The 21,971-nt window shown below is 72.4% G+C and carries 24 protein-coding genes; 14 read left to right on the plus strand and 10 right to left on the minus strand.

Translation table 11 applies throughout. From position 1 onward, the window contains the following. The coding region (locus K4G64_RS23480; protein WP_221758000.1) for an AraC family transcriptional regulator at window positions 1-671 on the minus strand (671 nt) is incomplete at its 3' end. A gap of 205 nt (window positions 672-876) precedes the next feature. Here K4G64_RS23480 and K4G64_RS23485 point away from each other — a divergent pair. Together K4G64_RS23485 and K4G64_RS23490 are read left to right on the plus strand one after the other, a co-directional pair. Next, window positions 877-1,770 (plus strand): glycosyltransferase family 2 protein, encoded by an 894-nt coding sequence (locus tag K4G64_RS23485; protein ID WP_221758001.1) that lies wholly within the window; start codon window positions 877-879, stop codon window positions 1,768-1,770. 323 nt (window positions 1,771-2,093) lie between these two features. Continuing rightward, on the plus strand, window positions 2,094-5,147 hold the full coding sequence (locus K4G64_RS23490; protein WP_221758002.1) for an AfsR/SARP family transcriptional regulator: 3,054 nt from the start codon (window positions 2,094-2,096) through the stop codon (window positions 5,145-5,147). A 30-nt stretch (window positions 5,148-5,177) separates the two neighbouring features. On the opposite strand, the gene K4G64_RS23495 is transcribed toward K4G64_RS23490, so the two are convergent. The 4 genes from K4G64_RS23495 to K4G64_RS40410 all read right to left on the minus strand — a co-directional run bounded on the left by K4G64_RS23495 (window position 5,178) and on the right by K4G64_RS40410 (window position 8,741). Next, window positions 5,178-6,989 (minus strand): bifunctional 3'-5' exonuclease/DNA polymerase, encoded by a 1,812-nt coding sequence (locus tag K4G64_RS23495; protein ID WP_221758003.1) that lies wholly within the window; start codon window positions 6,987-6,989, stop codon window positions 5,178-5,180. 52 nt (window positions 6,990-7,041) lie between these two features. Then, window positions 7,042-7,782 (minus strand): Clp protease N-terminal domain-containing protein, encoded by a 741-nt coding sequence (locus tag K4G64_RS23500; RefSeq protein WP_221758004.1) that lies wholly within the window; start codon window positions 7,780-7,782, stop codon window positions 7,042-7,044. Between the two features lie 90 nt (window positions 7,783-7,872). Next, complete coding sequence (locus K4G64_RS23505; protein ID WP_221758005.1) at window positions 7,873-8,505, minus strand: LysE family translocator; 633 nt, start codon at window positions 8,503-8,505, stop codon at window positions 7,873-7,875. A gap of 101 nt (window positions 8,506-8,606) precedes the next feature. Beyond that, complete coding sequence (locus K4G64_RS40410; protein ID WP_260460859.1) at window positions 8,607-8,741, minus strand: hypothetical protein; 135 nt, start codon at window positions 8,739-8,741, stop codon at window positions 8,607-8,609. Window positions 8,742-8,747: 6 nt separating this feature from the next. On the opposite strand from K4G64_RS40410, the gene K4G64_RS23510 reads away from it, so the two are divergent. Continuing rightward, window positions 8,748-9,848, plus strand: coding sequence for a DUF2786 domain-containing protein (locus tag K4G64_RS23510; protein WP_221758006.1), 1,101 nt, complete (start codon window positions 8,748-8,750; stop codon window positions 9,846-9,848). Between the two features lie 7 nt (window positions 9,849-9,855). Here the strand turns inward: K4G64_RS23510 and K4G64_RS23515 are convergent, their stop codons facing one another. From K4G64_RS23515 to rpmB, 4 genes are all read right to left on the minus strand, one after another. Continuing rightward, the gene (locus K4G64_RS23515) at window positions 9,856-10,383 is read right to left on the minus strand and encodes a DUF4232 domain-containing protein (RefSeq protein ID WP_221758007.1); all 528 of its coding nucleotides are present in this window, start codon (window positions 10,381-10,383) and stop codon (window positions 9,856-9,858) included. Between the two features lie 415 nt (window positions 10,384-10,798). Next, window positions 10,799-11,308, minus strand: a complete 510-nt coding sequence (locus tag K4G64_RS23520) for a hypothetical protein (RefSeq protein ID WP_308122470.1) — start codon at window positions 11,306-11,308, stop codon at window positions 10,799-10,801. A 424-nt stretch (window positions 11,309-11,732) separates the two neighbouring features. Further along, on the minus strand, window positions 11,733-12,038 hold the full coding sequence (gene rpsN, locus K4G64_RS23525) for a 30S ribosomal protein S14 (protein ID WP_184909465.1): 306 nt from the start codon (window positions 12,036-12,038) through the stop codon (window positions 11,733-11,735). Further along, complete coding sequence (gene rpmB / locus K4G64_RS23530; protein WP_185012382.1) at window positions 12,038-12,274, minus strand: 50S ribosomal protein L28; 237 nt, start codon at window positions 12,272-12,274, stop codon at window positions 12,038-12,040. Before rpmB ends, rpsN begins: the two co-directional genes overlap by 1 nt. 64 nt (window positions 12,275-12,338) lie before the next feature. On the opposite strand from rpmB, the gene rpmG reads away from it, so the two are divergent. The 5 genes from rpmG to K4G64_RS23555 all read left to right on the plus strand — a co-directional run bounded on the left by rpmG (window position 12,339) and on the right by K4G64_RS23555 (window position 15,118). After that, complete coding sequence (gene rpmG, locus K4G64_RS23535; protein ID WP_030846000.1) at window positions 12,339-12,503, plus strand: 50S ribosomal protein L33; 165 nt, start codon at window positions 12,339-12,341, stop codon at window positions 12,501-12,503. A gap of 2 nt (window positions 12,504-12,505) precedes the next feature. After that, window positions 12,506-12,763 (plus strand): type B 50S ribosomal protein L31, encoded by a 258-nt coding sequence (locus tag K4G64_RS23540; protein WP_221758008.1) that lies wholly within the window; start codon window positions 12,506-12,508, stop codon window positions 12,761-12,763. A 4-nt stretch (window positions 12,764-12,767) separates the two neighbouring features. Then, window positions 12,768-13,970, plus strand: coding sequence for a GTP-binding protein (locus tag K4G64_RS23545; protein WP_221758009.1), 1,203 nt, complete (start codon window positions 12,768-12,770; stop codon window positions 13,968-13,970). 6 nt (window positions 13,971-13,976) lie between these two features. Then, the gene (rpsR, locus tag K4G64_RS23550) at window positions 13,977-14,210 is read left to right on the plus strand and encodes a 30S ribosomal protein S18 (RefSeq protein ID WP_221758010.1); all 234 of its coding nucleotides are present in this window, start codon (window positions 13,977-13,979) and stop codon (window positions 14,208-14,210) included. 689 nt (window positions 14,211-14,899) lie between these two features. Beyond that, on the plus strand, window positions 14,900-15,118 hold the full coding sequence (locus tag K4G64_RS23555; RefSeq protein WP_045296613.1) for a DUF397 domain-containing protein: 219 nt from the start codon (window positions 14,900-14,902) through the stop codon (window positions 15,116-15,118). A 92-nt stretch (window positions 15,119-15,210) separates the two neighbouring features. Here K4G64_RS23555 and K4G64_RS23560 read toward each other — a convergent pair whose 3' ends face one another. Next, window positions 15,211-15,726 carry an ATP-binding protein gene (locus K4G64_RS23560; RefSeq protein ID WP_221758011.1) on the minus strand — a complete coding sequence of 172 codons (516 nt, stop codon included), beginning with the start codon at window positions 15,724-15,726 and terminating at the stop codon, window positions 15,211-15,213. A gap of 343 nt (window positions 15,727-16,069) precedes the next feature. Here K4G64_RS23560 and K4G64_RS23565 point away from each other — a divergent pair, with 343 nt between their 5' ends. The 6 genes from K4G64_RS23565 to K4G64_RS23590 all read left to right on the plus strand — a co-directional run bounded on the left by K4G64_RS23565 (window position 16,070) and on the right by K4G64_RS23590 (window position 21,655). Then, window positions 16,070-16,894 carry a helix-turn-helix transcriptional regulator gene (locus tag K4G64_RS23565; protein WP_051715698.1) on the plus strand — a complete coding sequence of 275 codons (825 nt, stop codon included), beginning with the start codon at window positions 16,070-16,072 and terminating at the stop codon, window positions 16,892-16,894. Window positions 16,895-17,028: 134 nt separating this feature from the next. Further along, window positions 17,029-18,492: an aldehyde dehydrogenase family protein gene (locus tag K4G64_RS23570; protein ID WP_221758012.1), complete on the plus strand. Its 1,464-nt coding sequence runs from the start codon at window positions 17,029-17,031 to the stop codon at window positions 18,490-18,492. A gap of 177 nt (window positions 18,493-18,669) precedes the next feature. Beyond that, on the plus strand, window positions 18,670-19,221 hold the full coding sequence (locus K4G64_RS23575; RefSeq protein ID WP_221758013.1) for a DinB family protein: 552 nt from the start codon (window positions 18,670-18,672) through the stop codon (window positions 19,219-19,221). A 10-nt stretch (window positions 19,222-19,231) separates the two neighbouring features. Then, window positions 19,232-19,873, plus strand: a complete 642-nt coding sequence (locus K4G64_RS23580) for a PadR family transcriptional regulator (RefSeq protein ID WP_221758014.1) — start codon at window positions 19,232-19,234, stop codon at window positions 19,871-19,873. Between the two features lie 73 nt (window positions 19,874-19,946). Then, the gene (locus tag K4G64_RS23585; RefSeq protein ID WP_221758015.1) at window positions 19,947-20,897 is read left to right on the plus strand and encodes an ATP-binding cassette domain-containing protein; all 951 of its coding nucleotides are present in this window, start codon (window positions 19,947-19,949) and stop codon (window positions 20,895-20,897) included. Then, window positions 20,894-21,655 carry an ABC transporter permease gene (locus K4G64_RS23590; RefSeq protein WP_221758016.1) on the plus strand — a complete coding sequence of 254 codons (762 nt, stop codon included), beginning with the start codon at window positions 20,894-20,896 and terminating at the stop codon, window positions 21,653-21,655. Before K4G64_RS23585 ends, K4G64_RS23590 begins: the two co-directional genes overlap by 4 nt. The last annotated feature ends 316 nt before the right edge of the window (window positions 21,656-21,971 follow it).

The raw sequence follows: 21,971 nt of genomic DNA on the forward strand, positions 1-21,971 counted from the left end.
ACCGGGAGGGCGGTGGTGCCCTCGGGGGCTCCCGCCGGGGTCGGGGACGAGGTGATCACGGCCTGGTAGTAGTCGAGTTCCGTGCCCTCCGCGCGGCTCGGGTCCAGGTCGTCGCAGACCGCGACGACGCCCCGCGGCTCCTGGTCGGACAGTTTCTCCAGGGCCTCCACGGCAGTCTTGTCCAGGCCCCGGACGAAGTCGATGATCGCCTGGTTCGGGCCGGAGTGGATCAGGGGGGTCCGGGTCTTGAAGCCCGTGACGGTGAAGGCCGGGCGGTCCACGACGCGGTAGTGCATGCTGCTGTTCCCTTCTACGGTGAGGCGGAAGGCCAACCGGGGCTGGGAGACGAGCGCGGCGCCGGTACGCCGGGCCTCGCCCGGGCCCACGCCGTGCATCGTGCGGAACGCCCGCGCGAACGCCTCGCCCGAGCCGTAGCCGTAGCGGACCGCGATCTCCAGCAGCGTCGCGTCGCCCGACAGCACCTCCGCGCCCGCGACCGTCAGCCGCCGGCGTCGGATGTACTCCGACAGGGGCATGCCTGACAGGGCCGAGAACATACGGCGCAGGTGGTACTCCGAGGTGCACGCCGTACGCGCCAGTTCCGCCACGTCCACGGTGTGGGCGAGGTTCCGTTCGATCCGGTCCATCGCCTGGTTGAGCCGGTCCAGCACGTCCGGTCTCCTTCCTTTCGTGCCTTCACGCTAGGCAGCGCGTGCCCCGCCGCACCCGACATCCTGTGCCCGCTCCGGTCGGGTACCGCCTGCACTGAACGGCGTAGGAGAACCGCCGTCCGGCAGGCGGACTCAAGGCGTCCCCACCGTGAACGGCTAGCATCGCCCGTCAACCCGCCAGTTGCCGACCGGATGAGGTGAGGACATGGGGGCGCCCCGCATCGCCGTCGCCGTGGTGACGATGGGCAACCGGCCCGACGAGGTCGACGCCCTGCTGGAGTCCGTGGCCAAGCAGGACGTGCCGCCCGAGCGGATCGTCGTCGTAGGCAACGGCTGCCCTCTGCCCGACTTCGCCCGGCGGCTGTCGCTGCCCGGCGAGGTCACCGCCGTCGAGCTCGACGAGAACCTCGGCTGCCCCGGCGGGCGCAACGCGGCGCTGGCACGGCTGCGGGAGTTCGGTGACATCGACGTGGTGGTGGATTTGGACGACGACGGTCTGCTCGTCGACCCCGATGTGCTGCGCCGCGTGCGGGACCTGTACGCCGCCGACGAGCGGCTCGGCATCGTCGGCTTCCGCATCGCCGACGAACTCGGTGAGACGCAGCAGCGGCACGTGCCCCGGATCGGCAACTCGGACCCCCTCCGCGGCGGTTACGTCACCGGATTCCTCGGCGGCGGGCACGCGCTGCGGATGACGATGCTCGACGAAGTCGGCGACTGGCCCGCCGAGTTCTTCTTCGCGCACGAGGAGACCGACCTCGCATGGCGCGCCGTGGATGCCGGGTGGCGGATCCTGTACGCCCCGCAGCTGCTGCTCCGGCATCCGAAGACCTCGCCCGCCCGGCACGCCATCTACTTCCGGGTGAACGCCCGCAATCGGGTCTGGCTGGCCCGCCGCCGGCTGCCGCTCGCGCTCGTCCCCGTCCACCTGGGCGTGTGGGTGTTGCTCACCCTCGCCCGGAACCGGTCGGGTGCCGGACTGCGGGCGTGGTTCGGCGGATTCGTGGAAGGCGTACGGGAGTCGGCGGGGGAGCGGCGGCCCATGCGGTGGCGGACGGTGTGGCGGCTCACCCGGCTGGGGCGGCCGCCCGTCATCTGACGCCGTGAGGGGGCCCCGGCCGATCACCTCCGCCGACCGGGACCCGGATCCGGCCGCGGCGGCGACACTCCCCCGAGTTGCGCGTCCAGACGCGCGCGCCCCCGGGCCAGATCCGATGTAGTGATCACATCAGACTTTGCCAACCGATCGCTAACATATGGCCAACGGTTCGCCGTTGAGTCGTCTCCCGATTGGCTGGAAGTCACTGAACCAAGATCGAGGACGGCCAGGGCAGCGGCAGGTCCCGGTGGAACCAGTGACGGCGAGGTGGCGGAAAACCGCTGCCCGGGGGTGGCTATTCGGAACGGTGGGGGCACGGGGGCATGCGGTTCGGATTGCTGGGGCCGCCAGTGTTGTTCGACGAAGCCAGCGCGGACGGCCGGGCCGGCGACCGGGGAGTGGGCTGGGACGCTGCCCGGGCCATCGCGAGCCCCAAGTCCCGTGTGCTGCTCGCCGCGTTGCTGCTCGACGCAGGACGGGCCGTCTCCGTCGAGGCGCTCAAGGACGCGCTGTGGGGCGGGGAGCCGCCCGTGTCCGCCCAGGCCTCGCTGCACAATCACATCGCCCGGTTGCGGCGGCTGCTCGACGATCCCGGACGGCTGCGCACCGTGCCGTCCGGGTACGTACTGCGGATCGACGAGGGCGAGCTGGACGTCCATGTCTTCGACGCCCATGTCACTCAGGCGCGTGCCGCGCACACCGCCCGGGACTGGCGGCGGGTCGTGCGCGAGTGCTCCGGCGCGCTCGCCCTGTGGCGGGGCGCGCCGCTCGCCGGGATGCCGCCCGAGGTGGGCGGGTACGCCTTCGCGCAGCGGCTGAACGAGGCCCGGCTGCTGGTTCTGGAGTGTCGCTACGACGCCGAGTTGGCGCTGGGAGGGCCGAGGCTGCACGAGCTGGTGCCGGAGCTGGCGGCGCTGACCGGCGAGTATCCGCTGCGGGAGGTGTACCACCGGCAGCTGATGCTCGCGCTGCACCGCACCGGCCGCCAGGCCGAGGCCCTGACCGTCCACCGCGAACTGCGCACCCGTCTCGTCGGCCGGCTCGGCATCGAGCCCGGGCCCGGGGTCCGGGAGGCACACCTGGAGGTGCTGCGGGGTGCCGTGGGCGAAGGAAGCTCGAAAGAAGGCCCCCATGGGGACGCCCATGGGGACTCCGAAGGGGGCTCCAAGGGGGACTCCGCGGGTTCGAGGGACTCGAAGGGCTCGGGCGAACCGGGCAGGCCGAATCCCTTCCCCGCCCAACTGCCACCACCCCCGACCCACTTCATCGGCCGTACCGCCGTACGTGACGCCCTGCACCGCACGCTCACCGCACCCGATCCGTACCCCATCGCCGTCATCAGCGGCATGGCCGGTGTGGGGAAGAGCGCCCTCGCGCTGCACGTCGCCCATCAGCTGGCGGAACGTTTCCCCGATGGTCAGCTCCACCTCGGCCTGCACGGCGCCACTGAGGGCATGACCCCCCTCACCCCTGCCCAGGCCCTCACCTCCCTGCTGCGTGACCTCGGCACCGAGCCCTGCCGGATCCCCGAAGAGCCGGAGGCCGCGGCCGCGTTGCTGCGTTCGCTGCTCGCGCCGACCCGCACGCTCCTGGTGCTGGACGACGCCGCGAGTGCCGCGCAGGTACGGCCGCTGCTGCCGGGCGGTGCCGGTTGCGGGGTGATCGTCACCAGCCGTTCGCCGCTGACCGCCCTCGACGGCGCGGCCCGGTTCCCGCTCGCCCCGCTGTCGGACGACGAGAGTGCCGAACTCCTGCGCAGGGCCTCGGGCCGCGACGGCCTGGACGGTACGGACGCCGCCCGGCTCCTCGTCGGCCTCACCGGCCGGCTCCCGCTGGCCCTGCGGGTCGTCGCCGCGCGGCTCGCCGCCCGCCGGGCCCTGACGCCCGACGCCCTCGCAGGACAACTCGCCGCCGCCGACATCCGGTTGCACCACCTGGAGTACGACGACCTGAGCGTCCGCCGCTCGCTTGCCGTCGCGCACGACGCGCTCGCCGCCTCCGGGCGCGAGGCCGACCGGGACGCGGCCCGCACCCTGCGCCGTATCGGCGCGCTCGACCTGCCCACGTACGGCGCCCCCCTGCTCGCCCGACTCGCGGGCACGGACGAGCAGCGCACCGAGGCCGCCTTGGACCGCCTCCTCGACGTGGCCCTGCTTCAGGAGACGGCCTACGGCCGCTACGCACCGCACGACCTGGTCCGCGACTTCGCCCGTGAGCGGGCCGGGGAGCAGGACACCGCCGGCAGTGCCGAGACCGCGCTGCACTGGTACGCCGCCGTCGCCGAGCGCGTCCTCGCCGCGATCGTGGAACCCGGCCCCGACCGGGACGACCGCCGCCGCCCCACCCCGAGCCAACCGGGCGGCCATGCGGCCCACGTCGACACCGTCGCCCCCTTCACCGGTGCCGAAGAGGCCTTCGCCTGGGGGGACAGAGAGCTGGAGAACGTCGTCGCCCTGGCGGCGCGGTACGCCGACGACCCCTCGGAGCAACGCGCGGGCCTGGTGTCCACGCTCGCCCGGCTGATCTTCCCGTACGCCCATCGGCGGGGGCGCATCGCCGAGATGGAAGTGCTGGGGGAGACCGGCCTGCGGGTGGCCCGGCGGCTCGGTGACGCGGCGGCGGAGGCCTATGCGCTGGTGGACCTCGCCGGGCTGCACTTCCTGACCGGGCGGCAGAGCGACGCTCTCGCCCTCAACGACAGCGCGCTCGCCATCTGGCGGCGGCTGGACCACACCTCCTGGATCCGCCGCTGCCTCGACAACCGCGGACTGCTGCTGGACGGGCTCCACCGGCGCACCGAGGCGGGTGAAGCACTGGAGCGGAGCCTGGAGTACGCACGGCGGCTGGACGACCCGTACGGCGAAGCCGTCACCCACAGCCACCTCGGCAACCTCGTCGAGCACACCGACCCGCGGGCCGCCATCGAGCGGCACCGGCGTTCGCTCGCCCTCGGGGACGAGCTCGGCGCCGTGATCGTGCGGCACTCCGCGCACCGCGACATCGGGTACGCGCATCTGCGGCTCGGCCAACCGGCCGCCGCGCTGCCGCACTTCGAGGAGAGTCTGCGCATCCTCGGCGGGCACGGTGACTGGCACGGCGAGTCCCGGACCCGGCTCGGCCTGGTCCGGGCCCTGCGTCTGCTGGGGCGCGACGGGCGGGCCGCCCGCGAGTGCGCCGAGCTGCTCGGCCGGGCCGACGCCCGCGCCGACCACTACACCGGCGCTCTCGCCCGCCACCAGCACGGGCTGCTGCTGCGCGAGCGGGGGCACATCGGCGAGGCGCGCGAGGAGTGGGGCTCCGCGCTGGCGGCACTGGAGGGCACGGACGAGCAGGCGGTGATCAGGGAGCTGCGTGAGCTCCTGGCGCGTACCGTCTGATCACCTGGCGTCCTCGCGCGTCCCGTCTGATCACTTGGCGTCCGCGTAGCACTCCACCACCGCCGTCGTGAACGGGAACCGCACCGGTGTGTCCCCGAAGGTCAGCCGGCCGGCCAGGTCCGCCGCCTCGCGGATCGCCGCCACGACCGCCTCCGTCTCCTCCTCGGGGCAGTGCACGATCACCTCGTCGTGCTGGAAGAAGACCAGCTCGGCCGCCAGCTCCGCGCAGGTCCTGCGCAGCGCGGCGAGCAGGAGCAGCGCCCAGTCGGCGGCGCTGCCCTGGACGACGAAGTTGCGGGCGAAGCGGCCTCGGGCGCGGGCGTTGGTGGAGGCGTACCCGGGCACCCACTGCCCGCCGTCCGACTGATCGTCCTCCCCGGAACCGGAGCCAGAGCCAGAGCCGTAGCCACCCCCGGAGCCGGAGCCGGAGCCGGAGCCGGAGCCGGAGCCGGAGCCGGAGCCGGAGCCGGAGCCACCCCCGGAGCCGGAACCCACGGCGGCCACCGGGATGCCCGCCTCCTCGCTCGCGTCGTCCGTCCCCCGGGCCGCCGGCGGGCAGGTCCGGCCGAGCCAGGTCCGTACGAGCCGGCCCTCCTCACCGGCCCGGGCCGCGTCGTCGACGTACGCCACCGCCCTGGGGAAACGGCGGCGCAGCGCGGCGAGGTTCTTCAGGCCGTCGCCGGAGGTCTGGCCGTAGACCGCGCCGAGCACGGCGAGTTTGGCCTGGGAGCGGTCGCCGGAGAAGGCGCGGTCGGAGACGGACTGGTACAGGTCGGTCTCCCGGCCGGCCACCTCCATCAGGCCGGGATCGCGGGAGATCGCCGCGAGGACGCGCGGCTCCATCTGGTCGGCGTCGGCGACGACAAGCCGCCAGCCGGGGTCGGCGACCACGGCCCGCCGGATCACCTTGGGGATCTGGAGCCCGCCTCCGCCGTTGGTGACCCAGCGCCCGGTGACCGTCCCGCCGGCGAGGAACTCCGGCCGGAAGCGGCCCTCGCGGACCCAGTCCTGGAGCCAGGACCAGCCGTGGGCGACCCAGATGCGGTACAGCTTCTTGTATTCCAGCAGTGGTTTCACGGCCGGATGGTCGATCGTCTCGATCTCCCACTTGCGGGTCGAGGAGATCTTGATGCCGGCCTGCGAGAAGGCCTTGACCACGTCGGCGGGCAGATCGGGGCGGACGCGTCTGCCGAACGCGGCGGACACCTCGTCGGCCAGCTCGGCGAGGCGCCGCGGCTCGCCACCGCCCGCGTACCGCTCGCCCAGCAGGTCGTGCAGCAGCGCGCGGTGCACCTCGGCGCTCCAGGGCAGCCCGGTGCGGTTCAGCTCGGCGGCCACCAGCATGCCCGCCGACTCGGCGGCCGTCAGCAGCCGCATGCGGTCGGGGTGCTCGGCGCTCGCGTGCCGCCGCTGCTGCTCGGCGTAGACCGCGAGGAGGTCCGGGAGGGGCACGTGGACGCCCCGGGGCTCGAACAGCGAGGACTGGGAGCCCGGTTCGGCGGAGCGCTGCGGTGGATCGGGGGGCACGGGGCCGCCGCGCAGCCGGGCCAGGGCGGCCGCGGCCGAGCGCGGCTCCCCGTACCGCCCCTCGTGGCCGAGGAGGAGGGTCTCGGCGGCCTCGATGTCGTAGCACCGCTCGGCTCGCACCCCCGCGGCGAGCAGACGCGGGTAGATCTCGGCGGTGGACCGCCACACCCAGCGCGTGACACCGGGGCGGCTCCGGACGGCTTCGGCGGGATCGGCCTCCCGCAGCACCGGGCCGGTGGGCAGCCCGTCCGGACCGAGGGGGGCGACGTCCACGCCACCGTCCTCGGCCGGAACGAGTGCCCACCGGTCGGCCATGCTGCGAGTGTGACAGGGGGGTCTGACAACGCCCCGCCGGCGCAGGCCGCCGTCAGGACTCGTCCAGCACCTCCTGCTGCGCCTGCACGATCTTCTCCAGCACCGCCGCGACGTACCGCTCGGTCTGCTCCTTGCCGATGCCGAGGCCGCTGAGGACACCCTCGCCGTTCTCGTGCTCCAGCAGGGCGAGCAGGATGTGCTCGGTGCCGATGTAGTTGTGGCCGAGGCGCAGGGCCTCGCGGAAGGTGAGCTCCAGGACCTTCTTGGCGGCCTGGCCGTAGGGCACCAGCTCGGGGACCTCGTCAACGGCGGGCGGGAGCGCCGCCGTCGCCGCCTCGCGGACCGTGTCGAGCGGCACGCCCTGCGCGACGATCGCCTTGGCGGCGAGGCCCTCGGGCTCGGCCAGCAGTCCGAGGACGAGGTGCTCGGGCACGCCCTCGGCGTTGCGCGCGGCCTTGGACTCGCTGTGGGCGGTCATGACCACGTTCCGGGCGGGCAGGGTGTAGCGGCTGAAGCCCTGGCTCGGGTCGAGGTCGGCCGACTCCTTCGGCACGAACCGCTTCTGGGCGGCCTGCCGGGTGACGCCCATGGACTTGCCGATGTCGGTCCAGGACGCGCCGGAGCGCCGGGCCTGGTCGACGAAGTGGCCGATCAGGTGGTCGGCCACGTCGCCCAGGTGGTCCGCGGCGATCACCGCGTCCTGCAGCTGGTCCAGCGGCTCCTCGTGGACCTTCTTGATGGCCGCGATGAGGTCGTCGAGACGGATGGATGACGCGGTGTCGGGGTTCGTCATGCGTCAACCGTAGGTTGCCCCCCTATGGGTGTCAACCGCGAGTTGACAGTTCCCTCCAAGGCGGCAACCGGAGTCGATACCTGCGCGCGGCTACTTCGGCGAGGTCGCCACCAGACGCACCGCGAGCCCGGTGAAGACCGTCCCGGAGACGATGTTCAGCCAGCGGTTCACTCGCGCACTGCGCCGCAGGAACAGGGACAGCCGCCCCGAGGCCAGGCCCACGCCGCCGTCCCACAGGAAGCCCATCACCACGAGCGTGACGCCGAGCAGCAGCAACTGGCCCTGGACGTGGCCGAGCGAGGGGTCAACGAACTGCGGCAGGAACGCCACGTTGAAGAGGATCACCTTGGGGTTCAGCAGGTTGGTGATCGCGCCCTGCCAGAACGCCCGGCGCATCCCCGGCCCCACCGCCCCGCTCTCCTCCTCACCCGGCACCGACCGGTCGCGGAACGCCTTCAACGCCAGATAGAGCAGATACGCCGCGCCCGCCCAGCGCAGCACGTGGTACAGCGTCGGCAACGCCGTGAACAGGGCCGACAGACCCAGGGCCGCCGCGACCGAGTGCACGAGCATCGCGCACGCCACCCCGAACGCGGCCATCACCCCGGCGGCGGGCCCACCCCGCTCGCCCATCGCCACGATGAACATCATGTCGGGGCCGGGGGTGACGCAGAGCGCGAAGGCGGCGACGAGGAACGCCGCGTACAAAGACATGTCCACCATGCGGGCCATGCTCGAAGGCCCACCGCGCGGGGGCGAGCGAATTCCGAGGAGTGAGACGTACGGAACCGGCGGCCACGGCAGGGCCGCATCCGGAAGCGGGCCTACGGGTCTCCCGTGCCGGCGAGGTCGGCCCGATGGTGCCGGGCGTACCAGGCGAAGTCGGTCCGGGCGTACCAGGCGAAGTCGGTCCGGGCGTGCCGGGCGAAGTCGGTCCGGGCGGGCCGGCGTGGCACCATCGGCCCGTGAGTACGTCCACCACCGTCGACCGCGCGTTCGAAGCGGCCCTCTACGACACCGGAGAAACGGCCCTCGACACCGGCGCGTCCCTGCTTGCCTCCGATCCGGCGGCGGACGCCGAACTCGACCGGCGTGGGGAGGAGTTCGTCGCGGCGGCCTGGCGACGGGGCTGGCAGCCCGCCGACGTCGTACGGATCGTGCGGCGCGAGCTGGACGACGTCCACGTACTCCTCGTGGCCGCGCTGATCCGCGCGCAGGCACCCGGCGACGGACCCCGGGGGCGCCGTTGGAACGCGCAGCTCGCGGAACTGCCCGCCGACGCCCCGCCCCGCACCGACCGCTTCTCGTACGCCACCGCCGTGCTGGAGCTGTACCGCCTGCTGCTGCGGCTGCCCTCCCTGGAGGCCGTGGAGGAGGCGCCCGGGGAGGCACGGACCGAGTCCCGCATGCTCACCCGCATCCGCGCCCTGCTGGCCAAGGCCGAGGCCACCGGGTTCCCGGAGGAGGCGGAGGCGCTCAGCGCCAAGGCGCAGGAGCTGATGGCCCGGCACAGCGTCGACGAGGCGCTGCTCGCGGCCCGGGCGCCCTCCCCGGACACGCCCGGGGCGTGCCGGATCGGGGTCGAGCCGCCGTACGAGCAGGCCAAGGCGGTGCTGCTGGACGCCGTCGCCGGCGCCAACCACTGCCGCGCGGTGTGGAACGAACCCCTCGGCTTCTCGACCGTCGTCGGCTTCGAAACCGACCTGGAGGCGGTCGAACTCCTCTACACCTCACTCCTGGTGCAGGCCACGACCGCGATGACGAAGGCGGAGGCCGTACAGCGGGCGGGCGGCCGCAAGCGCACCAAGACGTTCCGGCAGTCGTTCCTCGCGGCCTACGCCCACCGCATCGGCACCCGCCTGGCCGCGGCCGCCGAAACCCAGGTGACCGCCGATCTGCTCCCGGTGCTCGCCTCCCGCGAGGTCGCCGTCACGGGGCGGCTGGACCGGATGTTCCCGGAGACGACCACGACGCGGCTGCGCGGGGTGCGGGACGCGGCGGGCTGGACGGAGGGCGCGCAGGCGGCGGACCGGGCCCAGGTCCGGCGGCGGCCGCCGCTGCGCTGACCTGCCGTCAGTCGCCCGACGTCTCGAAACCGCTCACCGAGGGCTTCTGGTCGTCCGCCAAGGCGACCGCGCCGTACGACCACGTCAGTTCGTGCGCCGTCCTGGTGTCGCCGGGCAGGGTGAAGGACGCCTTGCGCACGTCGAGGCTCTCCGGGGAGCCCGCCTCGCCCCGGACGTAGGTGATCGTGAAGGACGTGGTGCCGCCCTTGCCGAGGGTCAGTGACTGGGCCTTCGCGCCCTCGTCCGGGGAGACGGAGGTCGTCTTGTCGTCGGCCAGCAGGTCCACGCCGGGGAAGCCCTTCAGCGTGCACTGGGCGCCCTTGTTGGTGAGCGTGACGGTGACGTTGCCGGTGTCCCCCGCGGCCGGGGCGGCACCGGCGCCGACCTCCACACCCATGTCACCGAGGGCACAGGCCGAGTCGCTCGGCCGGTCCGCGTTCTTGACGTCGTCGCCACCGGACTTGTCGTCGCTGCAGCCGGTCAGCAGGACCGTCGCGGCGAGGGCGGCGGCCAGGGTGAGGGGGTAGGTGCGCATGAGGTCCTCTGGACGTGTCGAACGAAAGCGGCATCGGGCCCCTGGATCATCACGCACGCGACTGCCGCGGGGGCACGCACCCCCCACGATTCCCCCGAACGCCGGACGGGCCCTTGAGGGCCGGTGGCGCCTCGGGCGCGGAGGGCCTTTTTGGGCTCGTGGTGGTTCCTTGTACGTCGACGGGCGTCTGGGCTTGGTGGTTCCCTGAACGCCGGGCGGGCCCTTGGGCCTTGGGGCGCCTCGGACGCGGACGGGCCATTGGTTTGCGGTCGTTCCCCGGCTGCCGACGGGCCACTCTGTCCGAGCTGACTCCCCGGACGCCGGACGTGTTCCTCGGCCCCGGGGGACTCCCCGAACGCCGGAAGGGCCGCGGTGCCCTCAGGCGATCCGCGGCCCTTTCGTGCGCCGTCGGGTGTCAGCCGAGGCTCGCCGTCGGCAGGCCCGTCGGGAGCTTGCCGCCCTCGGTCTTGCGGTAGGTCTCCGCGCCGAGGCCGCCCTCCCAGGTGACCTTCAGGCTGCTCCCGTTCACGGAGTCGACCATGCCGGTCGCCCGGTCCTTGGAGCCGTCCGTGCACTTCAGGCGGATCATGTGCATCCCGGACTCCTCGTCCGCCGTGCCGCTGCACACGCTCCCGCCGGTGCCGAACAGCGCGGCCTGCTTGCCGGTGATCACCAGGGCCACGGCCTTGCCGTCGGTCGTCGCGAGCCAGCTGCCCGCGAGCTCGCCACCGGCCGAGTCCGCGGAACCGGACCCGGACCCGGAGTCGCCCGCGCCGGCGGACGCCGAGGCGGACGGGGACGCGCTGGAGGCCGAGTCGTCGCCCGAACCGTCGTCGCTGCTGCACGCGCTCAGCACGAGCACGCCCGCCAGCCCCGCGGCCGCCGCCGCGACGCGCACGGCGCCGGAGCGGCGCGAGAAGATCACCGAAGTCACTGCAAGCCCCCAAGCTGTAGCCGGCCGACCGGCCCGGACGGCACCGGCCGGCCTCCTGGCCGGAACGATCGCAGCAAGCTACCAGGGCCCGTCAAGGGCCCCGGGGGTCGCCTGGCACCGGACGGCGGCCGCTTCGCAGCGGGACGACGGTTGCCTGGCACCGGACGACGGCCGCCTCGCACCGGGACGACGGTTGCCTGGCACCGGACGGCGGTCGCCCGGCACAGGCCGACGGCCGCCTCGCACCAGGACGACCGCCGCTTCTCACCAGCACGACAGCCGCCTGGCACCGGACGACGGTCGCCTCGCACCGGCACGACAGCCGCCTGGCACCGGACGACGGTCGCCTCGCACCGGCACGACAGCCGCCTGGCACCGGACGACGGTCGCCTCGCACCGGCACGACAGCCGCCCCTCACCAGGACGACTTGCGCACCCCGGGCAGATACCCCGCGTGGGCCTGCTCCCGCAGATTCACCCGGGACAGCCCGAACGCCCGGAAGTAGCCGCGCGGCCGCCCGTCGACACCGTCACGGTTGCGCACGCGCGTGGCGCTCGCGTCGCGCGGCTGCCTGCGCAGCTCCGCCTGTGCGGCGAGCCGTTCGGCCTCCGTCGACGACGGCCGCCGGATGATCTCCTTCAGTTCGGCACGCCGGGCGGCGTACCGCGCGACGACCTCCTGGCGCCTGTCGTTCTTCGCGATCTTGCTCTTCTTGGCCATCAGACCCTCACTCCCCGGGCGCGGATCCGGGCGACGGCCGCCTCGATCCCGATCGTGTCGACGGTCTTGATCCCCTTGGTGCTGAGCCGGAGCCGTACGTGCCGGCCCTCGCTCGGCAGCCAGTAGCGCTTGGACTGGATGTTGGGGTCGAACCGGCGCGACGTGCGCCGATGGGAGTGCGAGATGCGGTTGCCGAAGCCCGGCCGGGTGCCGGTCAGCATGCAGTGCGCGGACATGGGTGGTGACGTACCTCTCTGCTCAGACAGTGGAAATGGATGTCATTTTCAGTATCATAGCGGCATGGCACGCAACGAACTCCGTCCGGTCATCAAGCTCCGGTCCACCGCCGGGACCGGCTTCACCTACGTGACCCGCAAGAACCGCCGCAACGACCCGGACCGCATGACCCTGCGCAAGTTCGATCCGGTCGCCGGCCGCCACGTCGACTTCCGAGAGGAGCGCTGACCATGCGCCAGGGAATCCACCCGGAGTACGGCCCCGTCGTCTTCCGCGACCGTGCCGCGAACTACGCCTTCCTCACCCGCTCGACCCTCTCCGCCACGGCGGGCGAGAAGACGATCGAGTGGGAGGACGGAAACACCTACCCGGTCGTCGATGTCGAGATCTCCGACGTCAGCCACCCCTTCTACACCGGCACGGCACGCGTCCTGGACACCGCCGGCCGCGTGGAGCGCTTCGAGCGCCGGTACGGAAAGAAGGGCTGATCCCGTGGCTGTCCCTCCCGCTCTTCCCGTCGTGATCGTCGGCGGGCTGCACGCCGACGCCCGCAGGGCGGCCGTCGCGCGGCTGCTCGCCGACGTCCCCGGCAGTGTCGTCCTCCACCACGACCTGGCGACGGCCGCCGCGGGCACGGTCGTACGGACCATCAGGGACGCCTCCGGCATCCTCGACGCGGGGGAGACGCCGCTGGTCAACGACTGCGCGTGCTGCGCCCTGCGCGAGGACCTGGTGCCGGAGCTGGAGCGGCTGCGGGACGCCGGCGGCACCCGGCTCGCCGTCGTCGAGCTGTGGGACTCGGTCGAGCCCAAGGCCATGGCCGAGGTCGTGACGGCCGGCGGTCTCACCGTCACCGGCGTGATCACCGCCGTCGACCCGGCCCTGGTCCTGCCGTTCCTCGGCAACGGCGACGACCTGGCCGACGGCGGTCTCGCCGCGGCCGCCACCGACCAGCGCACGGTCGCCGACACCTTCGCGCGCCAGCTGGAGTACGCCCCCGTCCTCGCGGTCGCCGCTTCCCCGGAGGCCGACGACGAGGACCGCGAGCTGCTGGCGCAGCTGCACCCGACGGCCCGCCAGGTCCCCATCGATCAGGCGGACTCCGAGGCCCGGGTCGACGACGGCCTGACGGCCCCGACCCCGCGCCTGCGCCCGCTCTCCCCGCTGGCCCGGGCCGCCCTGTCCGGCTTCGACGTCGAGGCGGCCGCCGCCGCCCAGCACCCGGCCTGCGCCCTGCTGCCCGCCGAGGCCGACGCGCACGGCGTCTCCACGCTGGTCTGGAACCGGCGCCGCCCCTTCCACCCGGAGCGGCTGTACGCCGCACTGGAGGACCTGACCTGCGCTGCCGCCCGCAGCCGCGGCCGCTTCTGGCTCGCCGACAAGCCCGACACGCTCTTCCACTGGGACGCGGCGGGCGGGGCCCTGTGCGTGGAGAGCGCGGGCCCCTGGCTGGCCTCCCTGCCGGACGCGGCCTGGGAGATGGTCCCGCCGGTGCGCCGGGCCGCCGCCGCTCTGGACTGGGACGCCGAGCACGGCGACCGCTGCCAGCACCTCGTCTTCACCTCGCCCGGCCTCGACCGGGACGGCCTGGAGCGGCTGCTGGAGTCCTGCCTGTTGACCGACGCCGAGTACGCCGCCGGGCGCGACGCCTGGCAGCGGCTGCCGCACGCCTTCGACACCCTCCTGGAGGTCTGACCCCCCATGCCGCGCAAGCCCGACCGCAAGCCCGCCAAGGACCGGCCCAACCCCCTGGACCGGGCCGGGATCACGTACATCGACTACAAGGACACCGAGCTGCTGCGGAAGTTCATCTCCGACCGCGGCAAGATCCGCAGCCGCCGGGTCACCCGGGTGTCGTCCCAGCAGCAGCGGCAGCTGGCCAAGGCGATCAAGAACGCGCGCGAGATGGCGCTGCTGCCGTACGCCACCCGCTGAGCGGGTCCGGACCGGGTGAGGTTCCCCACGCTTGACGGGTGGGGAACCTCCTGCTCATTTCGTGACAGGGCCGGAGGCCACCGTCGGCAGACGGCCTCGGCATGGGGGGCGAGGGGCCGTCGAGGCCGGGCCGGACGCCGGTCGGGTGCCGGGCGGCGGTCGTCGTCCGGGGTGGTCCGCGACGCGTGCCGCGCGGGTCGTCCGGGGCCGGACGGTCTAGGGTGCGTCCGGCGATGGTCCGAGTACGGGGCCGCTCGGCGGGGGGACCCGGCCCTCCTGCGGCAGGCCTATTTCTCCCCGACCTCGCGGGCCACGGCCGTCTTCCGGATGCGGGTCGGCATGTCGAACGTCCTTCGCACAGCCGTGCGTCAGCTCCGGGTTCTCCGCCGCGGCCCCCTCGCCCCGCCGCCGAGCGGATGCTCCGCCTCCACCGGACCTCCCCGAATCCGGCGACTTCGTCGCAGGCCACCGGGAACGGGAGGCGGGGCGGGGCCGTCAAACAGTCGAGAGCGTCGGTAAAGCGGTCGTCAAAGCTGTAACCGTGGGAGCACCCCGCGTGCACGTGCATCTGCCCATGCATCTGCACATGAACAGGGCTATGATCCGGGTCAGTTGACCACTGCACCAATGGCCACACCAGCCAGTGCACCACCGGGGAGCGACCTGTGGATCACGACGTGTACAACGGTATGGCGGCCGCCGGGCTGCACGGTGTGGCCTGGCAGAAGAGCCGGCACAGCAACTCGCAGGGCTCGTGCGTGGAGTTCGCCCGGCTGCCGGGCGGTGACGTGGCGGTGCGCAACTCGCGCTTCCCCGACGGGCCCGCGCTGGTCTACACCCGTGCGGAGATCGAGGCGATGCTGCTGGGTGTGAAGGACGGCGAGTTCGACCACCTGGTGGGCGGCTGACGATCCGACGGGCCCCGAAGAAAACGGGGTAACCCACACTTAACGCGCGGTAACGCGCGTAGAACCGCGGCGCGAGGAAGCGCCGCGGTTTCTCATTCGCCGGCCGGCCGTGCACCGGTCCTCGGCAGCCGGAACAGCGCCCAGACCACCTTGCCGTCGAGCGCGCCCGCGAGCGGATGCCAGCCCCAGCTGTCGCTGAAGGAGTCGACGAGGAAGAGCCCGCGGCCCGACTCGGCCGAGAAGTCGTCGGTCTCCCGGGCGACCGGGCTGTCGTGACTGGGGTCGCGCACCGCGCACACCAGTCGCTCGGTCCACCGCATCAGGTGCAGCCGCACGGCGGCTTCACGGCCGCCGGCGCAGCCGTTGCCCGCCGGAAGGCCGTGCCGCAGCGCGTTGGTGACGAGTTCCGAGACCACCAGACAGACGTCGTCGAACTGCTCGCCCATGTCCCACTGGTCGAGGGTTCTGCGGGTGAACTGCCGTGCCTCGCGCACCGCTTCGTAGCGGGCGGGCAGAGCGCAGGAGGCGGCGTCGGACACGGCCGCGGGATCCAGCGGCGGAAGGCCCTGCCGTAACGGCTCGAGCATGGTCGATCCATTCGTCCCCATGCGAGGCACTCCCGGGAATTCGCGGTCGGTGCGATGCAGCGGTGGTGCGGGACCATGGTTTCGGATGCGTACAGCAGATGCAAGGGCAGATGCACGTGCAGGTGACCGGAATGCGATGTCCCGTACCGCTTGTTGGTCAATTTTTCCGTCATCTTCGCGTCCGGCTTTGGCCGTTCACTTGCCTTCTTCTTGCTCCCGCGCACGAGCGTCGACCGTCTCGATTCCGTTTCCGTAACCGGACGAGTACTGCTCGGAGTGTTTTAGTGGCAGACTGCGGCCCCTGAAGACGTTGGGGAGGCTGGCGAACGTGAGCGCGGGAGAGCCGGGATCGGTGGTGCGGCGCATGCTGCTCGGATCACAACTCAGGCGACTGCGTGAGGCGCGGGGCATCACGCGCGAGGCGGCGGGCTATTCGATCCGCGCCTCCGAGTCGAAGATCAGCCGGATGGAGTTGGGCCGGGTGAGCTTCAAGACCAGAGACGTCGAGGACCTGCTCACCCTGTACGGCATCACGGACGAACAGGAACGCGCCTCCCTGCTGTCGCTGGCGAAGGAGGCCAACGTCGCCGGGTGGTGGCACAGTTACTCGGACGTGCTGCCCAGCTGGTTCCCGACCTACGTCGGCCTGGAGGGCGCCGCCTCGCTGATCCGGGCGTACGAGGTGCAGTTCGTGCACGGACTGCTGCAGACCGAGGCGTACGCCCACGCGGTGGTCCGGCGGGGCATGCAGGGCGCGAGCGAGGCCGACGTCGAACGCCGCGTCGCGCTGCGCCTGGAGCGGCAGAAGTACCTCGTCGACGAGCGCGCCCCCGACTTCCACATCATCCTGGACGAGGCCGCCCTGCGCCGCCCGTACGGCGACCGCGAGGTGATGCGGGGCCAGCTCCAGCACCTCATCGAGATCTCCGAGCGGCCCAACGTGCGCCTCCAGGTGGTGCCGTTCAGCCTCGGCGGCCACTCCGGCGAAAGTGGCGCGTTCACGATCCTCAGCTTCCCGGAGTCCGACCTGTCGGACGTCGTCTACCTGGAGCAGCTCACCAGCGCGCTGTACCTGGACAAGGCCGAGGACGTCGCCCAGTACGAGAAGGCGCTCAAGGAGCTCCAGAGCGACAGCCCGGGCCCCTCGGAGAGCCGGGACCTCCTGCGGGGACTTCTCCAGCTCTCCTGAAGGAGCCGTCCGGCTTTTCCGAAAGGGAGCTCTTCTGAAGGGCCCCTCCAACTCGCCTGAAACACAAGTACGATGACGTGTGATCAGATCGTGAAGTCGCGATCAGGGGTCTGCTTAGGGATCGAGGGATCACATTGTCGTCGTCCTGCTTCACCGACCTTGCACAGCAGTACATCGACGGTGAGTGGCGCCCGGGCACCGGTTCCTGGGACATCATCGACTTCAACCCGTACGACGACGAGAAGCTCGCGTCGATCACGATAGCCACGGCCGACGAGGTCGATGAGGCGTACCGGGCGGCGGCCCGCGCCCAGAAGCAGTGGGCCGCGACCAACCCCTACGCCCGCCGGGCGGTCTTCGAGAAGGCGCTGCGCCTGATCGAGGAGCGCGAGGCCGAGATCTCCGAGGCCATCATCGCCGAGCTCGGCGGCACGCGCCTGAAGGCCGCCTTCGAGCTGCACCTCGCCAAGGAGTTCCTGCGCGAGGCGGTCCACCTGGCGCTGGCCCCCGAGGGCCGGATCATCCCCTCGCCGGTCGACGGCAAGGAGAACCGCGTCTACCGCGTGCCGGTCGGCGTCGTGGGCGTGATCAGCCCCTTCAACTTCCCGTTCCTGCTGTCGATCAAGTCCGTCGCCCCGGCGCTCGCGCTCGGCAACGCAGTGGTGCTCAAGCCGCACCAGAACACCCCGATCGTGGGCGGCTCCCTGGTCGCGAAGCTCTTCGAGGACGCGGGGCTGCCCGGCGGGCTGCTGAACGTCGTCATCACCGACATCGCGGAGATCGGCGACGCCTTCATCGAGCACCCGGTCCCCAAGGTCATCTCCTTCACCGGCTCCGACGCCGTCGGCCGGCACGTGGCGACCGTCTGCGCCCGGTTGTTCAAGCGCTCCGTCCTCGAACTGGGCGGCAACAGCGCGCTGGTGGTCCTCGACGACGCAGACATCGACTACGCCGTCGACGCGGCCGTCTTCAGCCGGTACGTCCACCAGGGCCAGGTCTGCATGGCCGCCAACCGGGTCCTCGTGGACCGGTCGGTGGCGGACGAGTTCACCGAGAAGTTCGTCGCCAAGGTCAAGACCCTCAAGACGGGCGACCCGCGCGACCCGGAGACCGTCATCGGCCCGGTCATCAACTCCTCGCAGGCGGACGCCGTCTCCGGCGTGGTCGAGCAGGCCCTCGCCGAGGGCGCCACGGCCCTGGTGCGCGGCGGGCGGACCGACAACCTCGTCGAGCCGTCCGTGCTGACGGACGTCCCCGCCGACTCGGCGCTGCTGCGGCAGGAGGTCTTCGGGCCGGTCGCGTTCCTGGTCCCGTTCGACGGCGAGGAGGAGGCCGTACGCCTCGTCAACGACACCCCGTACGGCCTGAGCGGCGCCGTGCACACCGGGAACATCGAGCGGGGTGTGGCGTTCGCCAAGCAGATCGACACGGGCATGTTCCATGTGAACGACGGCACCGTCCACGACGAGCCGATCGTCCCCTTCGGCGGTGAGAAGCACTCGGGCCTGGGCCGGCTCAACGGCGACACGATGCTGGACTCGTTCACCACGACCAAGTGGATCTCGGTGCAGCACGGCCGGAGCGGGTTCCCGTTCTAGGAGCTTTCGGCATCCCGTTCTGGAGGCTTCCGGCTTCCGGCTTCCGGCTTTCGGCTTTCGGCATTCCGAGGAAGCTCTGCGCCCCCGGGACCCTTGCGGACAGAACCTGACCGCAAGGGTCCGTAGCTTTGTCGGTGTCGGGGGGAAGGCCCCCGGATCTGGCGAAAGGCGGCGGTCATGGTCACTCACGTTCCGGCGGAGGCACACGGCGACGAGCGCGGGGCGCTCCTGTCCTTCATCGCCGAGCAGCGCGGCGGCGTCCGCCGGGCGGTGCTCGGGCTGACGGACAAGCAGGCCTCGTCGCGGCCGAGTGCCAGTGAGCTCTCCCTCGCCGGACTGGTCAAGCACGTCGCCGAGGTCGAGCAGATGTGGATCTCCCTGGCCAAGGGCGAGCCGCCGGCCGTCGTACGGGACCAGAGCAACTGGCACGAGTGCTTCCGGCTGGTCGAGGGTGAGACGGTCGAGTCGCAGCTGGAGTACTGGGAGAAGGTCGCCGCCGAGACGGAGGCGTACATCCGCTCGGTGCCGAGCCTCGACGACACCTTCGCGCTGCCGGCGCAGCCCTGGTTCCCGCCGGACGGCCGGGTCTCGCACCGCTGGCTCTGCCTCCACCTCATCCGCGAGACGGCCCGGCACGCCGGTCACGCCGACATCGTCCGCGAGTCCCTGGACGGCAGGACCGCCTTCGAGCTGGTGGCCGAGGAACAGCGGGCGGCGGCCGAGGCATAGCCTTGGCCGTATGTCAACGATCCGCCTTCTCGTGCTCGGCGCGGTCCGTATGCACGGGCGGGCCCACGGCTACCAGGTGCGCAACGACCTGGAGTACTGGGGCGCGCACGAGTGGTCCACGGCCAAGCCCGGCTCGATCTACCACGCGCTGAAGCAGATGGCGAAGCAGGGGCTGCTGCACGCGCACGAGATCGCCCCGTCCACGGCCGGCGGCCCGCCGCGCACGGAGTACGAGATCACCGGGCAGGGCACCGAGGAGTACTTCCGGCTGCTGCGGGAGGCGCTGGTCACCTACGACCAGCGCGGGGACATGAAGACGGCCGCCGTCGGCTTCGTCGTCGACCTGCCGCGGGCCGAGGCGGTCGCGCTGCTGAAGGAGCGGACCCTGCGGATCGAGCAGTGGCGGGCCGCCGTCCTGGAGCACTACGTGCCCGAGGAGGGGCCCGGGCAGCTCGGGCACATCGGCGAGATCATGAACATGTGGGTCCACACGGCCGACTCCGAGGCCGAGTGGACCCGCGGTCTCATCGAGCGCATCGAGGGCGGCGCCTACACCTTCGCCGACGAGGGCGACCCGTTCGTCGGTGTCCTGGCCGAGGGCGAGGAGAACCCGTACGCGACGGGGGAGCGGCATCCCGGGGACGCCCGCTAATCAAGTTTGACGAATGGCTCGAGCGGGTTTACGTTTGAGCATGTAGTCAAGTTTGACTAGCGAGGGAGACTCAGTGGCCGACACGGCGATCACCGTCGAAGGCGCGGAGAAGACGTACGGCGACAAGAAGGCGCTCGACGGGCTCGACCTCACGGTCGCGCGGGGCACGGTGCACGGAGTGCTCGGCCCGAACGGCGCCGGCAAGACCACCCTGGTGAGGGTCCTGTCCACCCTGCTGCGGCCCGACGCGGGCCGGGTCGAGGTGGCCGGGCACGACGTGGTGCGCGAGGCGTACGCCGTGCGGCTGCGCATCGGCCTGCTCGGGCAGCACGCCGCGCTCGACGAGGAGCTCGGCGGCCGGCAGAACCTGGAGCTGTTCGGCCGGCTGCACCACCTGGGAGCGAGGCGGGCACGCGCGCGTGCCGGGGAACTCCTGGAGCGCTTCGACCTGACCGACACCGGCCGCAAGGCGGTCCGGCAGTACAGCGGGGGCATGCGGCGCCGCCTGGACCTGGCCGCCTCCCTGATCACCGAGCCGGAGGTGCTGTTCCTGGACGAGCCGACCACCGGCCTCGACCCGCGTGGCCGCGCCGAGGTGTGGGCGTCCGTCCGCTCCCTGGTCGGCGGCGGTACGACGGTCCTGCTGACCACGCAGTACCTGGAGGAGGCCGATCAGCTCGCCGACCGCATCTCGGTCGTCGACGCCGGCCGGGTCATCGCCGAGGGCACGGCGGACGAGCTGAAGGCCGAGACCGGCGGCGACCGCATCGACGTGACCCTGCGGCAGGCCGGCCAACTGGGAGCCGCCGTCGCCCTGTTGCCCCTCACCGGGGTCAGCGTCGACGCCGACCGCCGCCTGCTGAGCGCGCCGGTGACCGACCGTATGGAGGCGCTCTCCGGGGTCGTACGGGCCCTTGAGGAGGCCGGGATCGAGGCGGAGGACGTCGCGCTGCGCCGACCGACGCTGGACGAGGTGTTCCTGCACCTCACCGGAGACGACCGCCGAGTGAAGGAGGCCGCGTGACCGCCTACGCCCTGACCGACTCCTGGACCATGACCCGCCGGGAACTCGCCCGCTGGGGACGGCAGCCCGTCCAGCTCGTCGTCAACCTGATCTTCCCGGTGATGCTGCTGCTGATGTTCGGCTACCTGGTCGGCGGCGGCCGGGGGGTGAGCGGCGATTACCGCGACTATCTGATCCCCGGCATGCTCGCCCTCACCATGGCCTTCGGGCTGGAGGGCACGATGCTCGCCGTCACGCAGGACCTCAACAAGGGCGTGATCGACCGCTTCCGCTCGATGCCCATGGCCAACGGGGCGGTCCTGGTCGGCCGTTCCGCCGCCGACATGCTCCAGTCGGCACTGGCCCTGATCGTGCTCATCGGCGTCGGCGCCGCGCTCGGCTGGCGTCCCGGCGGCGGCCCGACGGCCCTCCTCGGGGCGATGGGCCTGCTGCTCCTGTTCCGCTTCGCCATGCTGTGGATCGGCATCCACCTGGCCCTGGTGGCGGGCAAGCCCGAGATGGTCCAGGCCGTGCAGATCCTGGTCTGGCCGGTCGGCTTCCTGTCCAACGCCCTGGCCATCCCCGGCTCGATGCCCGGCTGGCTGGGCACGGTCGTCGAGTGGAACCCGATGTCCCACACGGCCACGGCCGTCCGGGCCCTGTTCGGCGTACCCGGCACGGAGTCGGGCCACACCTGGCCGGCCGTGCTGTGGCCCCTGGCCCTGCTGGCGGTGTTCTTCCCACTGGCGGTACGAAGGTTCGCCCGACTGAGCCGCTAGCTCCGGCGGGCCGGGCGGGGGACCGGCGGTTGAGCCACTGGACCGGGCTCGCGGGTGGGTGGGAGACCGGCGGCTGAGCCGGCAGGCCCGGGCTCGCGGGTGGTGGTCGGGCCCCCGGCCCGGGCGGGACAAGCAGGGGCGGCTGAGGCCGGCTGGTCCGGGCCAACGGAGTCTGGGTGTATGCGCCGCCGGCCCGGGCGAACGGGACACCGGCGGCCTGCCCGCCCCCTCCGGCAGGGGCACCGGCGGTGGCACCGTTAGCCTCGGCAGGTGGGGCAGGTGCGGCTGAGGCCGGCTGGTCCGGGCCAACGGAGTC

Origin of the sequence: Streptomyces sp. WAC04114 (genome assembly GCF_019733245.1) — a bacterium.
Classification (GTDB): Bacteria; Actinomycetota; Actinomycetes; order Streptomycetales; family Streptomycetaceae; genus Streptomyces; species Streptomyces massasporeus_A.